14 protein-coding genes are annotated in these 15166 nt (G+C 30.9%); 5 read left to right on the top strand and 9 right to left on the bottom strand.

The window, feature by feature from the left end; genetic code table 11:
- Positions 1–62 precede the first annotated feature (62 nt).
- The 9 genes from AB3G39_RS14870 to AB3G39_RS14830 form a co-directional block, all read right to left on the bottom strand.
- Positions 63–2483, bottom strand: coding sequence for a DUF262 domain-containing protein (locus tag AB3G39_RS14870; RefSeq protein ID WP_369769464.1), 2421 nt, complete (start codon positions 2481–2483; stop codon positions 63–65).
- The gene (locus tag AB3G39_RS14865; protein ID WP_369753272.1) at positions 2476–4329 is read right to left on the bottom strand and encodes a DUF262 domain-containing protein; all 1854 of its coding nucleotides are present in this window, start codon (positions 4327–4329) and stop codon (positions 2476–2478) included. The genes AB3G39_RS14870 and AB3G39_RS14865 overlap by 8 nt, the downstream gene beginning before the upstream one ends.
- Before the next feature lie 249 nt (positions 4330–4578).
- Positions 4579–5478 (bottom strand): helix-turn-helix transcriptional regulator, encoded by a 900-nt coding sequence (locus AB3G39_RS14860; RefSeq protein WP_369753273.1) that lies wholly within the window; start codon positions 5476–5478, stop codon positions 4579–4581.
- Between the two features lie 108 nt (positions 5479–5586).
- Complete coding sequence (locus AB3G39_RS14855) at positions 5587–6588, bottom strand: DUF6371 domain-containing protein (protein WP_369753274.1); 1002 nt, start codon at positions 6586–6588, stop codon at positions 5587–5589.
- A gap of 60 nt (positions 6589–6648) precedes the next feature.
- Positions 6649–6849 carry a hypothetical protein gene (locus tag AB3G39_RS14850; protein WP_369753275.1) on the bottom strand — a complete coding sequence of 67 codons (201 nt, stop codon included), beginning with the start codon at positions 6847–6849 and terminating at the stop codon, positions 6649–6651.
- Complete coding sequence (locus tag AB3G39_RS14845) at positions 6849–7898, bottom strand: AAA family ATPase (protein WP_369753276.1); 1050 nt, start codon at positions 7896–7898, stop codon at positions 6849–6851. Before AB3G39_RS14845 ends, AB3G39_RS14850 begins: the two co-directional genes overlap by 1 nt.
- 103 nt (positions 7899–8001) lie before the next feature.
- Entirely contained in the window at positions 8002–8496 is a 495-nt protein-coding gene (locus tag AB3G39_RS14840) for a hypothetical protein (RefSeq protein ID WP_369753277.1), read from the bottom strand.
- Positions 8497–8498: 2 nt separating this feature from the next.
- On the bottom strand, positions 8499–8795 hold the full coding sequence (locus tag AB3G39_RS14835) for a helix-turn-helix domain-containing protein (protein ID WP_369753278.1): 297 nt from the start codon (positions 8793–8795) through the stop codon (positions 8499–8501).
- A 135-nt stretch (positions 8796–8930) separates the two neighbouring features.
- Positions 8931–10004 (bottom strand): hypothetical protein, encoded by a 1074-nt coding sequence (locus AB3G39_RS14830; RefSeq protein ID WP_369753279.1) that lies wholly within the window; start codon positions 10002–10004, stop codon positions 8931–8933.
- A gap of 132 nt (positions 10005–10136) precedes the next feature.
- Between AB3G39_RS14830 and AB3G39_RS14825 the strand changes: the two genes are divergently transcribed.
- The 5 genes from AB3G39_RS14825 (at position 10137) to AB3G39_RS14805 (ending at position 15114) form a co-directional block, all read left to right on the top strand.
- Complete coding sequence (locus AB3G39_RS14825) at positions 10137–10694, top strand: restriction endonuclease subunit S (protein WP_369753280.1); 558 nt, start codon at positions 10137–10139, stop codon at positions 10692–10694.
- 1 nt (position 10695) lies between these two features.
- The gene (locus AB3G39_RS14820; RefSeq protein ID WP_369769463.1) at positions 10696–12219 is read left to right on the top strand and encodes a type I restriction-modification system subunit M; all 1524 of its coding nucleotides are present in this window, start codon (positions 10696–10698) and stop codon (positions 12217–12219) included.
- A gap of 148 nt (positions 12220–12367) precedes the next feature.
- Positions 12368–14122, top strand: a complete 1755-nt coding sequence (locus AB3G39_RS14815; protein WP_369769461.1) for an RNA-binding domain-containing protein — start codon at positions 12368–12370, stop codon at positions 14120–14122.
- Positions 14119–14364: a hypothetical protein gene (locus tag AB3G39_RS14810; protein WP_369753283.1), complete on the top strand. Its 246-nt coding sequence runs from the start codon at positions 14119–14121 to the stop codon at positions 14362–14364. The genes AB3G39_RS14815 and AB3G39_RS14810 overlap by 4 nt, the downstream gene beginning before the upstream one ends.
- A gap of 15 nt (positions 14365–14379) precedes the next feature.
- Positions 14380–15114: a hypothetical protein gene (locus tag AB3G39_RS14805; protein WP_369769460.1), complete on the top strand. Its 735-nt coding sequence runs from the start codon at positions 14380–14382 to the stop codon at positions 15112–15114.
- Positions 15115–15166: the final 52 nt, after the last annotated feature.

The following is a 15166-nucleotide window of genomic DNA, read 5'->3' as shown; positions in this document are numbered from 1 at the left end:
CTCTAGTGGGAATGTCGTTTTAATAATAAGTTGCAGGTATTATATATTAAGCCATAAAGTAGTTATTCAATCTCTTGATTTAACTTTGAGATCAGAAATTGAAATCCCTCTTCAACCTCCTTTAAAAAGCTATTAATGTCATATTCGTTTTTGACGATTTTCAGATAATCATATTTTTTTTGACACAACCAACCTTCTTCATTTTCATCAAAACCAAATTTTGCTGGTTCAGAAAACTGATGAAGTGAAAACGAAAGTTGCAATTCAGTAGTTTCTTTAATTCCAATACTTAGATATTGTCTATCAAAAAGATATTCAATTTCTACATCTTGATTTTGAAGACGTGTTTTGCGTATAAGTTTTATATTCCAACCTCTAAAGTACTTGTTATCGATATTAGACCAATCAGGACTATTATAAATCATTTCTTTGTCTTTAAGTAACTCTTGAATAATCTCGTTACGATAATTTGATAATAGTATATTTCCTTCTGTCCAATTAGTTTTATTATATAAATAAATACTTCCTTGATTGTAATAATTTACAATTCGTTTAGTATCAGAATAGTTATCAAGCAACGTTTCTCCTTTTTCACCTACCCAATGAACTAATGGATAAACCCAAAGCAGTTCTTCCTTACGTTTATAATTTGCACAAATATTTTTCATAATGGTCTGTGCAGACTGTGCTTGATAATCAATATTTTTGAAATTTGAAATTAGATTACGAAATGCTTCCATAAGAGATGAATTAATTAAGTACCTCCAATTATCATTTATATTCGATAAAGTTATGGTAGTAGGAAGTCTGCCAGCGTTGGCTAGTATTGATCTAATCCATAAATAATCTCCCGTATTTTGAGTAATAAGAAACGCAATATCTCTTTCAGTATTAAAATCTTCGATAGTAGTGTTTATACCTTTACTAAGTAAAAATTGAATATTTCCTTTGAATAATTTATGAGATTCTGCTTTTATGATTGCTTTTTCATAACTATCATCTTTGACAGATTTAATTAGCTTTGCCTTTATTGATTCTTCTTCAAATTGGGTTTTAGATATCTTAACTTCTTCGTTATTGTCGCATAAAAAAGTAATTATGTCACCAGAATGTTTTGCTATTTCTTTTATAAATCTCATTGCACCAATCATTGCAAGATTTGGGTCGATTACTATATTCCACACGAAACGCATCCAATCTTTTAATGCTTTCTCTTCATATTCATTATTTTCAAAATAACAACATATCGCGTAAAAAACTACTCTTTGTCGATCTGTTGGTGTAGAAGTTATGTATTCCTCTCCCTCTGTTTTATAAACAGGTATAAATCTAAAATCAGAGTGATCGTCCCAAGATGGGAAAAATAGTTTGTCTATATCTTCTTTTGTAAAAGATTTGAAAGTTAAATGAAACTTATCAAGAATCATAGTCAGACGTTCAAAACACAGTTTATCAAATACGTTTTCTTCAGATTTGTAAATTTCAAATCCATTGTATTTAAGCGATGAGTTATCTGATAAATATTTATATAATTTGTTATTTAGAATTGCTTCTTGGGTATATAAATCTATTTCTTTATCATTTTTTGCTGTTATTAAACTATTTAGAAAGTAACTATTAATAAATGAAAAATAAATATTATCAATTTTATGTTCCTCAGATTTATTCTTCCAAAATATATCGGTCCACGAAGTATCTAATTTGTGAGAAATTTTATTTGCCTCAGTTTTGTCTTTATCCCATTCCTTTTTATCAATATATCCTACTAAGTCTGCTTTAAAATTTTCAAAAGAAGTTAGCGCCTTCCCTCTGGCATTCATTTTGATGTACAAATCATCAGACAACGACAATTCAGCAAGAGGAAGATAATAAAATTTGATAGGGCAATTTTCCGAAGTCAGCTTTATCCAATACTCTTCAAATTTTGTTTTATCGAAAAAGACCTCTTCTATACCATCAAATATTTCTTCTCCTTTTTCATCTTTTTCGGATGTTCCTCCAAGCATATTAAGCATTGCGCTTACTGTTGGATCTTGCTTCCAGAGAGACTGAAACCAAGTTTGATTTTGAATCAACTGCAAAATTCCATTTTCGGCAGTTATTTCTAAACTAGATAGTTGCTTGCAAAATTCACGGGATGAAACTCTTGTTTCGTACGAAAATCTTTCAAAAACATGTTTGTTTTTAGATAATTCTCCTGCTCTGAATGCAATATACCAATGCAGTAGCCAGAGTGTAGTTAATCTTTGCTGTCCGTCAAGAGGATTGAGACTACCGTTTTCAAGGCTTCCATAAACAAAATCAAGTTTTAAAACCGTATTTTTATCTAATGATTCTTTTAAATCTTTAAGGAATTTTTCGCGTAATTTTTCATTTCCAGATCGCCCCTGTGCATAATCTCGCTGAATAATTGGAATTTCAATTTTCTGAGATTTAAGAAATGTCCAAAATGTTGTTTGTTGTGTAATATTGTCTTTACTCATCTTTTAAAAATTTTTCTAAGACTGTTTCTATGTTCTTTAAATATGTATTGGCGTCAGATTTGTCCCATTCTCTTAAATTATCAGTATTTGGACTGTAGTATTTTAGAAAAACATTTTTCGTGCAAGGGGGAATAAATGCAATTTCACCTGGTATTTGATGTATTTCAAAATCAGCAACGTCATCATTGATAGTGATCTTTTTACCTTGATCCTTGCCAATAATAACAATGCGTTTCATAGGAAAAATATCATTGCCATAGCTCCTATTAGTTGATGCATCGAGCAAAGTGAAGTTCCATAATTTATTTTTTTCTTCATTATTTAATTTAACTGAAGCGGAAGTTGTGTTTGCGATAACTTTTGCCCGTAAATAATCAAAATCTTTTTTATCCTCTGCATCGATTAAAAACTTTTCTATTTCCAATTTTAAATCATTATCGGATATATGTGAGTAACTACATTTTAACCATTTTTTTTGGTCTTTTTCGTCTTCTAATTGATTTTCTGTATTAGAATCAATGTGCTCTACATCCCAAGCCTCTTTTTTGTATAAATGAAATGGGAACTTATAAAAGACAGGTAGCTTGTATTTAGCGTTATCTTTAATACTTTCATTCTGATTAATTAGGGTTTGTATATTATATAATAAAAGAAGTGGGCGAGATTGGGTTTTTTTAGGAGAATTCTCAATCTCATATTGTTTGTTCAGATCAGAACATTTCGCAATTTTAAACTTTAATGACGGAATAATATATTGCTTAGTAAAGTCATTTTTGGTTCGTCCCTCTTTTTTCCATTCTTTAATAATTGTAGAAATATCGATCTTGTTTTCAATCATAAAACCGATATAATGGTACAATTCTAAATCATTAAACCATTCTTGAAAAATTTGGTGGTAGGATTTTACTTCTTTCCAGCATTCGGTTATATCAGTTTTCCTTTTAAACCAAGCATAAAAGTATCTGAAAGTTTTATACTCATCTTTACCAATGTCTTTCATTTCTTCCTCTTTAAGCTTTAAGGAATTGTGGTTACAGATTAAATCAAAAATAAAATCGATTCGAGTTGGTTTGTCATAGTTTTGCTCATGCAAAAACATCCAGAACTCATCACTTTGTAAATTATATTCTATGTGATCCCATTCACTTGCTATTTCTTGTTGTTGAAGTCTTATTTTTTTAAAATCGTTACTTTCAAAATTTGACTTGTTAAGAAATAATGCTTTTATAAGTTCTGCGTTGGTAAGGGGGATTTTTCCAATATTCAAGCGGGTAAAAACAGCTATTGGATTTTCATCTACAGATTCATACCAAATGAAATTCACTTTATTTAAAAGCGTATTTTTGAATATTTCCAGATCATTACCATTTTCAGTAAACCATTTGGTTATTTGCTCCTTTGCCTCAATGATATGATAATAATCTATATTGTCCTCTTTTTTGCCATGATCAATAGATAGTAAAAAAGACTCGCTGTCTTCACGAGTTGCATATTTGAGGTTGTATTTATTCTCACAGTCTAAATATGTTAACAGTATGAAAATTGTGGTTAATCGTTGTTGACCATCAATGACCTCCCAACTACCTTTCAATAATTTTTCAATTTCTTCAATATTTTTTGCTTCATTCTTTATTAAATCAAAAGTTTCCTGTTTTTGTTCTTTAATTACTAAAGGTTGAATGCAATAAATACCTTTGTCTTTTTTTTCGATAAATTCATTAATATCATCGAGTAAGTCCTTTACTTGCTGTTTTGTCCACCTATATCCACGTTGATAATTAGGAATAAAGAAATTCATACCTAAGATTTCCTTAATAGGTTTTAATCCTATGTAATTTTCTGTCATGATATTGTTGTTTTAATTATTTTCTGATTTAAACTAATTAACCTAATAAACAAAAAAAAACATCATCACAAAAGCGCTAGCATCGCTATGCTGACATTAATAGTTTAGTGATTTGTTTTGTTCTTTGTACAAGGTAATATATTGTGTCATATAAATCTTATAAGATAAAATTTTATTGTAGTTTTTAATCAGCAATTTGGTTGCTATGGTATTTTGCAGTTTTAAAGTTTCTACCTCTAAGGTTTGACATTATTGGTATAGACTTGACATGTCCGAAATCCTTTTTTTGATTTCATTTTGGAGGGTAATTGGGGAGATTACTTTTACGTTTGATCCGTATTTCAAAAGCTCCATTATAATATCATTTGTTGTATGTATATAAATTTCCACTATGACAGTGTCCTCTGTTTCCTCAACTACAATTTGAGATTCATGCAAAGGAAATGTTTTGATGTAATTTCCTTGTTTGTTAGAAAACTCTAAAATTATTTTTTCGGCAGCAGAATAGGTCTCTATTCCAAATGCATGTTTGAATTCTTTCTCCACATTATATTTAATTGGCTTGAACTTGGTATCAGTGATTTTTAGTTTGGAAATACGATCTAAACCAAAGGTTTTCACTGTGTCGTCCTTTTTATCCAGAGCAACTAAATACCATCTTTGTTGTGATTCTTTAATTGCAATAGGTTTCACTTCTCGTAAGGTGCTAAAATCGTCCCAATGTTTTTGATGCGTAAATAGTAAAATATTAAGATTTTGAATGGCGTGAATGATGCCGTAGATATGTTCAGTTCCTAATGATTTTCGTTTTTCGAGAAACACAGAAGGAGACAATTTATTTCCTTCTTGAAGTGCATGATGAATTGAAAAGGCGTCGATCATTCGAGTTACTGATTGATCTTCTATTTCTTCTTCATCAATAGCGTACGTTTTTTCTTTTCGGTTGTAGTGTATTTCGATGCCAAAAAGAGTGGTAATGTCTTTCTTGTCGCGTTCAAAAGTGCGTATGGCATATTCAAAAGTGGTGTCGATATCGTCCTTTTCAAGTTTTCGCATCACGTGTTCCTGCAATTCATTAAAACTACAAGGTCTGCTTCGCAAGCGGTCTATAACGTACAAATACCTTTTAAAATAGATTAATTTTGACATAATTGATTTTTATTTATTAATCAAAGATAAAAGATTTGTCTGCCGTTTTGCGACAGAGTAATTGGAATCCAATATAAATTTAAATGTGTTCTTTTATAACGTTAGAACCTAGACAACAAACTCAATCTCATTATGCTCATTATCCAGCAACTCAAAAGTCCTGATAAGATTAATAATTTCAGGATTTATTTTAGCTAATCGGTTTACTTCGATTTCTGTAGTAGTGTGTTTTACTTCAGGTTTTGGAAAGGTTTTAATCTTTGATTCAATATAAATATCGGCAAGATCTGTTCCTTCTAGCACGTCTTTTTTTTCAACAAAATCACTACATCTTATGTGATAACCTTCTTGATTTAATTGTATGGTTTTTTTATTCCAATCATTATATTCCGATTTGTCGGGGTAGGCTATGATTTTAAAATTCTTAATAGGCTCTAATAATTCTTTTTTAAAATTTCCTTTACTTCCTGTAGCAATCCAAATATAATTAGGCAAAAATAAGCTCATTATGATTACTGTTTTTTCTGATTCAACTAAGGCAATAGTTTTTTCGGGATATTCATTAATAAGATGTAAACCAAAAAGACATTGTTTCAATTCATAATTCGGGATTTTTAGCGCTTTGTGCATCCAACTAATGTGATTATAGGGCTTTTTGACTCTTTTGCCTGTATTGATGTCAAACAGCATTATTTTACCTGTTACAACCGCTTCTTTATGGTCGATTTGCCAAAAAACAGTTGCACCTCTCCAATGATTCGAAGTTCCAATTAAATAGTTTAGAATAGTTGCTTTTATTTCGTCCTCATGGAAGTGATTTTTAAGATATTGAATGAAATAATTGTTTTTAAAATTCTGTCCATGCTTTGTTACTTCTATTTTCTGAATAGTAGACTTTTCTCTTTTAAGTAGTGGTTTAGAATGAATGTATAGGATATTATTGTTTTTTGGAGAGGTATGATATTTACAACTACTTTCTTTGTCACATCTGCCAAATTGAGTATCCAAATAGCATGTTGTTTCATTGTCAACATACCTAACAAATGATTTTTTCAGGCATCTAGGGCAAATAAATTTTTTGCTGGATTTGTCGAGTGAATATTTATACATGGTTTAATTGATTATTCGTAACACTCGTAATATTCGTAACCCCTACGAATATTACGAGTGTTACGACTTCTTGAATTTGCTAAATTGAGTTTCGATTAAATAGGCAATCATTTCTCTTTTTTCGATTAGTTTTTGATGATCAGCAGATAAGAATTTGTTTAAATCAAGCTTATTAGTTTTTACTCCTAACATCTCCAATAGTAATTCACGCTCCTGTTCAGGTAGCGCCATTATTAGAGGATATATTAGTTTTGCAGACATTATAAATTTTCAGATTTTTTTATTTTGTTTCGAACAGTACCTTCGCTTATTCCTAATTTTTCAGCAATTTGAGTGTTGGGTAAACCTTGTTTTTTCAAAGCTATAATTTCATTAAACTGTTCTTTGTTGTTTCTTGGTTTCAAATGATCCAATTCATTCTCATAACCCATAAAAACAAAGGCTAAGAAGTTCGTATCCTTCTCAATGTTGCACACAATTATATTTTGGGTGTCATATATCAATTCTGTATTTCGTTGCTTAATTTGTTTGATATACCTCAATCCTGTTTGCTGTGCGCTTTCGCCAATAGCAAAACAACTGTCACAAAAATTCATTAACATTTTGCTCCCAGAGAGGTCATTTTTAGTCAAAGGTTTGGAAGCATCTCGTTTCGGGGTATGAGCTAATACTAAGATTGAAAGGTTGTACTTCTTCTTAATACTGTTCAAAAATTTCATCAGTGGTAAAGCATCTTTTGCTTTTTCGGTATCCGTTTTTAAATAAGTTAAATTGTCTATGACGATAATTTTGGCATCATGTTCAATAGTTGCGAGTTCTAACGAATGACATAAGTAATCATCAAAATCTTTAAATTCTGCAGGAATATCTTGTTCAGGATTTATTTCTACCCGAAGTAAATTTGGACTGAAAACATAGTGTTCAGAATATTGATTGGAGTATCTATTTTCTACTTGTTTATCTGATAGTTCAAAATCAAAATACAATACCTTTTGAGCTAGTATCTCCATTTTGAAGCCTAAAATGCTGATGCCTTTGCTTAATGCATTAGACATTTGTAACGCCAAAATGGATTTACCAAGATTAGTGTCAGCAAATAATATGCAGGTTTCATTTTCATACCATAGCTCACTAAATAGCATATTTGGGATTGGACGGTTTTTTGCATCCTCTATCCATTCATTGATAGGTTTTATGTTGAAACAATTGGAAGGATTTGTCATTTTTATTTCAGAATTGTTTAAATCGGCTTCAAGTTCTTTTTTAAACGCCTCCGTATGCTCGGATAAGGGGATGATTTTTGGAGTCATGTTTTCTGTTTTTGGTGTGTTACAGTTTGTGTTACAGTTTGTGTTACAGTTTGTCATACAAATTGTAACACAAACTGTAATACAAAGTGTAATACAAAGTGTATTACAAATAGATTCTGTTTTCAAATGCCTTATTTCTAATGAATTCTGCTAAGATGATGTAGTCAAAAACTTCATCAGTACAGAGCGCACAAAAGTTGAATTTGTTATTAGGGAGGTCAAATTCATTAAGGTATCTTTGAATGTCAATAAGTACTTTTTCAAATTCCTGTTTTAAGTCTGGAGGGGAAAACTTATTGGTTACTACTTGTAATACAATTTTTTTCAGATCTTCCAATTCATTTTTAGGCCCAAAATGTTTTGGGGATCTAATTTTTTCGAACATCCAAAAGATTAAGTAAATGAATTCGTTACTATTATAAAAATTGATATCACGTAGAGTTTGATTGTCAATTTTATCACTATTTTTTGCTTTGCAATAAGCGGTAAGTATCTCCCTTGAATTATCAGATAGTGTAATGCCTTTTTCATGGGAATCATCGATTAACCTATCTCTCAATTTTTGAGAAATACGCACATTAAGAATAACTGATTTCATAATTATCCCTTTTGGTTTAGATAATTTAGAATGTCACTTTTCTTGAATCGAATAGTTCTTTTGTGTTGGGTGTAGGGGAGGATTCCGCCCTTTCGAAGTTTCCAGAGGGTGACTTCAGAACATTTTAAAATTTGGCACGATTCCTTAACTGTAATTCGTTCCTCCATAATAGTAGAATCTTCAGTTAACCTGCCATTGTTGTTTTCTAGATAAAGAAGAACTCTTTGTTGGAGTGTTTTGATTTCTTGAACCTCTGATTGTAGATTCTTAAATGCGGATAAAAATTGTTGCTGATTCATATTAAAATTAATTAAGATTATTTGATTGCAATAACCTCAATGTTTTAAAAATCAGCAAATTAAATATATGTCTGAAAATTGAAAATGTATGTCTGAAAATGGGTTTTGAATGTCTAGAAATGGATTTTGTAAAAATTAGCCTTCTGGAAAGTATTTTTCATTGAAGATTCCCCATTCTTTTTCTAGTTGTTTTACTCTTGTTGCATGTGCTGTATGTTGTTCATCTTCTTCATGACTTTTTAAATCTTTTACTTGTTCATAAAATGTTGTGTTTACAAGGTCTAAGAATTTACTGTTGGTTTTTCCAATGTATAAATTATTATTTTTTAAAAAAGAAAAAAGGCTTTCTATATTTGACCTATTGATTTCATCAAAATTTTTGATCGTAACCATTGTAAATACATAAGCATTTGTATTTAGAAAAATATCTAGGTGATTTAGTGCTTCAAGACCATAATAAAACATGTTATTAAAATAGATGTCTATTTCGAACTTAAATCTGTTATTAAGTTCTAGTAAAATATCAATTTTTATTTGAAAGGATATAATTTCGTTAATTAATTCTTCATTATAATAAGGATACTCATTTTGTAAATCTATGTCACCATACAAGTATGGTAATATGCTATATGTGTTTATGTTGTGGATTATATATTGTTTCTCTCGGGATAATTCATGAAGATACGTTGGTGTATAAATAAATTTTTCATTTTTTGCTGTTCTACCAATAAAGGATTTAACAGGGTTTGACAGATCAACTGACTGATATATTTTTTTAAATTCTATTAGTGCAATTTCTTTTATTTCTTTAAAATCCCTTCCATAAATCTTATCTTGGAAATTATCAAAAAAATCTAATTTTATATACTCTAATTTAGAAAGATATAAATTGCAAATGTGGTCATATATTTCGTCTAAAAGTATAGGCGGTATCTCTAAGTGAGTATCAAAAACTTCGTAGTCAATCTCAGTATCTGGAATATTTTGTTCTTTTATACGCTCTCGTATTTTTTCATCACTGATAATTTTTTTAAAAATGCCTTTTTCTTCTAATAAGTATTCAATATCATATTCGGTTCCCATAATTATTTCATGCTCTGAAAAATCTTCTTTAATAGATTCCAAGTAATCTTTTGGTTGATCGTTCTCTATTGCTAAAAGTTCTTGTTCTATTTCGCTACGATCTAGGATGCCAAAAAAATATTCCATATGCTTTATTTTTTGTTATTAGTATTTTTGTTTAGTACAAAATATACTTGATTATTTTTAATCAAAATTAATGAAATTTACTTAACTTTGTTTGAAATTTTAATAAAAGTATATCATGTACTAAATTATTTTATGAGAGAGATACTAAAAGAAATAGTGTATATCAAGTCTGGCGTATTTGCAAAAGGAGATGTTAATCCTGATGTGTACTATGTTCAGGCTACGGATTTTAATGAAGATAAGGAGTGGGCTGGTACTTCGAGTCCAGTGCTGAGTAAATCTCCAAAACTGATAAAACATTTTTTGCAAAAAGACGACATACTTTTTGCGGCTAAAGGGAAAGATTTTTTTGCAGTTGTTTATGATGGAAGTTACCAACCAGCGGTAGCCTCTACTACTTTTTTGGTCCTGCAATTGAAGAATACCAATGTTAAGCCGGAGTATGTCGCTTGGTTTTTAAATCATGGCAAAACACAGGCTTTGCTTCAAGGGGTTGCAAAAGGAACTGCAATCAAATCTGTTACTATTTCTATCTTAGAAAAGATTGAAATTTTCATTCCAAATTTTGCTAAGCAATTTACTATCTTAGAACTCTTTAACTTACAAAAAAAAGAAAAGTTCTTACAGAATGAAATTTCACAATTGAGGCAAAATTATTATAACGAACTAATATTTAAAGCAATACAATAAGATGAGCCATAAGATAAATCAAAAAGAAATCAATCAAACTGTATGGAAAGCCTGTGATACCTTTAGGGGTATTATAGATCCTTCTCAATACAAAGATTATATTTTGACCATGTTGTTCTTAAAATACATCAGTGATGTTAATAAGGAAAAAAGAGAAGAGTATTTAGAAAAATACAATGGAGATCAAGCTCGAACCGATAGAGCTTTGAAAATGGAGCGTTTTCAAGTGCCAGAGCATTGTAGTTTTGATGACTTGTATGAGAATAGAAATGAAGCAAATATTGGTGAGCGAATCAATATTGCCTTGGCTGATTTAGAAGAGGCTAATCGTGAAAAATTAAGTAGTGAAGATGGTAGTGGGATTTTTAGAAATATCGATTTCAATAGTAGTAACCTAGGGGATGTAAAGGATAAAAACACGAGGTTAAAAAACCTGTTGGCAGATTTTGTTGCACTGGATTTATCACCTTCGCATTTAGAACGTGAAGATGTTATTGGTAATGCTTATGAATACCTGATTGCCAACTTTGCAGGTGATGCAGGGAAAAAAGCAGGTGAATTTTTTACACCAAGTGAAGTGTCAACACTATTAGCAAAACTAACCAAGTCAAAGTCGGGTGCAAGGATATGTGATCCTACTTGTGGATCAGGGTCTTTGTTGATAAAAGCAGGTCGTGAAGTGGGTAATAATAATTTCTCTCTTTACGGTCAAGAAGCTAACGGAAGTACATGGGCATTAGCAGTGATGAATATGTTTTTGCATGGTTTTGATAATGCTACGATTCGTTGGGGAGATACAATAAGAAATCCAAAATTGAAAGAAGGCGATCAATTGATGAAGTTTGATACCGTTGTTGCTAATCCACCTTTTTCATTAGACAAATGGGGAGCTGATATAGCTGTTGGAGATCCTTACAATCGTTTTTGGAGAGGGGTTCCATCCAAAAGCAAAGGAGACTGGGCCTTTATCAGTCACATGATAGAAACCTTGAATGAAACTGGAAAAGCAGGTGTTGTAGTGCCGCATGGTGTTTTGTTTAGAGGAAGTAGCGAGGGTAAAATTCGCCAACAAACTATTGATGAAAATATATTAGAAGCGGTTATAGGATTGCCATCCAACTTGTTTTTTGGAACTGGAATTCCTGCTGCTATTTTAGTTTTTAATAAAGGGAAAGCCAAAAATACCGATGTGTTGTTTATTGATGCCAGCAAGCATTTTGAAAGTGGTAAAAACCAAAATAAATTACGTGATTTAGACATTAATAAAATAGTAGCTACCTACGAAGATTTTAATGCAGGGAAATTAAAAAACGGAGTTGCCGAAGACAAATACAGCTATGTGGCTAGTTTAGCCCAAATCATTGAGAATGATTACAACTTGAACATTCCTCGTTATGTAGATACTTTTGAAGAAGAAGCTGCTATAGATATCAAGGCGGTGCAAGTAGAAATCAAAAGATTAGAAACAGAGTTGCTAGAAGTACAACAACAAATGAATAAATACTTGCAAGAGTTAATAGATTAGAGCAAAACATGTACATAAAAACGGTATTTTATGTACATATCAAAAAAACGTGTATATAAAAGCACCTTTTTGTATACATATTAAAAAAACGGATATAGAAAATAATGCCTTTATGCGGTTGAAATAATAAACGATACTTTTATAAATTATGCAGAAATACACTAAACATAGCATTCAATGGTTTTATAACCTTCTTGCTCAGGGAGAATGTGATATTCTTGATTTTAAAGAACAACTCGATGATAAAGTTGTTTTTGGTAAATCAATAAAGAATTTTGCTCCAAAATACGAAGAGCTTGCTAAGGATGTTGTTGCTTTTGCTAATAAAAAGGGAGGTTTTTTGTTTGTAGGTATCGTTGATGACACTAAAGAATTAAATCCTGATTTTATTGCTACAGATTCTAAAATATTTGAATTAATCAGACAGATTCAAGACAGGACTTCTCCTTCAATTACATTACATTCACACAAATTAAAAATAAGTGGTAGTGATGTTTTGGTACTTGAAATTCCTTTCTCACCTCAGATGCACAGAACTTCAAAAGGGGAGTATCTAATTAGGAGTAATGATGGGAATAGAGCTATTGAACCCTACGAAATTGCCACTATACAATCCGAGAAAGGATTGATTGTATACGATCAAAAAACTTGGGACTTACCTTTGAATTCGATAGAACAAGATAAACAAGGAAATCCAATACCTGGTTGGCAGGATATTAAAAGAACTCGTTTATTATATAATAAGATTAAAAGGGAGAAACCTAAAAGCCCCTATTTAAAAAACACTTCTAATGAGTTTACGGAAACTTTAGGTCTTGTTAAAGAAGAAAATGGGATTCAATTGCCTACTACTACAGGTATTTTATTTATTGGTAATAATAAAGCATTAAGGGAAATACCTTTTAGTCAAATTAAGTACATCCGATATTATGAAGATGGAAGTTATAAGCCTTTTGAGTATACGGGTAATTTAATTGAAATTGCTGATGCCTGTTTCAACCAATTGAAATCAGAGATGAAAGTAAAAGAGTTTCATTTTGGTTTGTTTAGAGACTATATTGACGATTATCCAGAAATTGTATTACGTGAAATGCTAATCAATGCCATTGTTCATCGGGACTACAGTAGACAACAAGTCATTGAAATTAGAAAGTATCCAAATTATATTGAATTTGAAAGTCCAGGACATTTTCCGCAGGGAATTGATGAAACTAACCTTCTGAGAAAAACAAATCCACGCAATCCTAACATTATAGACATAATGCGAGAAGTTAGTTATGCGGAAAAAGCAGGAACAGGGTTTGATAAAATATTTACTGCATTACTTTCTAAAGGAAAAAAATTGCCGAAATCAATTCAGAATGAACACTCTATAATTTTTAGAATTGATGCCGATGTTTATTCTGAAAAATTAGCAGAATTGAGTTATGAATATAAACAAATTACAGGATTAGATATGGATCTTGAAAAATTGTTGGTGCTCAATGCTATTTATACCGAAAAAAAGCAAACATTTCAGCAGTTAGAAGCTAACCCATTTGTAAATCCATACCAGTTACGTAAAATTTTAACAGAGCTTCAAGATATAGAATTTATTGAAACAACTGGTAAAACTTCTGGAGTGAAATATATTATTCATAAAAATAAATTAGCATCTACAGAAGACAAAATCAGTTATTCTAAATTAAAAAAGCAAGAAAAAGCAAGGCAGATTGAAGCTATAATTAGATACCTTGATACAGCTGATGAGATTGACAATGAAGCTGCCAGAAAATTACTAAACCTACCCGATTCAGACGTATCGTATATATCAAGGCTTTTTGCTGAGATGATAGAAAAAGGTCATTTAGAAATTGCAAGGGAAATAAAACACAACCAACGAACTTATAAAATTAAAGAATGATTGCAAAGAGAAATATCCCTAAAAACAAGGGTTTAACGTGTTTTTTCTTTGCAGGTTTCTTTGCAAGAATCGCAACTTTGATCCCTAGGAAAAGAATTGTAAATAGCGTTTTAATTTACGTTAAATATAGTTTTGCGAAACAATTACAGCTTTTTTGCAAACAAAAAAGTATTGTTTTACAGCGTTTTAATTATTTTTTCTTTGCAGCTTTCTTTGCAAAACAACAAACTTTAATAAAGTAAATTATTAAACAATAAATGAACCAAAAACTAAACGACATCTATTCCTTTTTAAACGAAAACAGAGCTTACAATTTGCCTGTTCAAATTGGTGCTTACAAAATGGCACTAATACCGTATAAAACTACTTATGACAAAGTATATGCTTTGTTGTACAGTATTCTCAATTCGCAGTCACAGTTAAAAATGGATAAGTCGGCAGTTTTTTTTCAAACTATTGCTAATTCTGATAACAGTCTTAATTCTTTTATTGATTTCTTAAATACTTTAGGTGCTTCAAGTGATACGCCTATTACATATAAATCAATGTTCCAGTTATTGACCAAGCAGCCGAGTTGGGGAGACAAAACGGCGGCTTTATTCTTAAAAGCCATTTATCACACCCATATTGGATATGCCAAGGAATTATATTTTTGGGATGATGCTCCCGAAATACTCGCAGAGGATGATGAACTTTTTTTGCCTGTGGATGCAGTAATTAAACACATAATTCAAGAAATAGGAAGCCCTTGTGCTAATTCATTTCCAGGGATTAACAACTATTTAAAAACCAATATGCCCAACTCTAATTTTGAAGTTTGGGACGACCTTTGGTTTTGGGGATTTATTACTCAAAAAGGCAATGACGATAAGCGCACAATGGAGTTTAACGAAGCGAAATATTGGAATATGCTTGATGCGCCAAAAGACAAAGTAACCATTGCAATCACACAACGATTAGCAAACCAATTTATTGACTTGCTGAAAAAATAATACAAATTATGAATACAATTTTAAAGCACACCACAATATACAAAAACTCCCC

Origin of the sequence: Flavobacterium sp. WC2416 (genome assembly GCF_041200095.1) — a bacterium.
In the GTDB taxonomy this organism is placed as follows: domain Bacteria; phylum Bacteroidota; class Bacteroidia; order Flavobacteriales; family Flavobacteriaceae; genus Flavobacterium.
The sequence above is the reverse complement of the archived record's forward strand: the minus strand, read 5'-3'. Positions and strand labels throughout refer to the sequence as shown.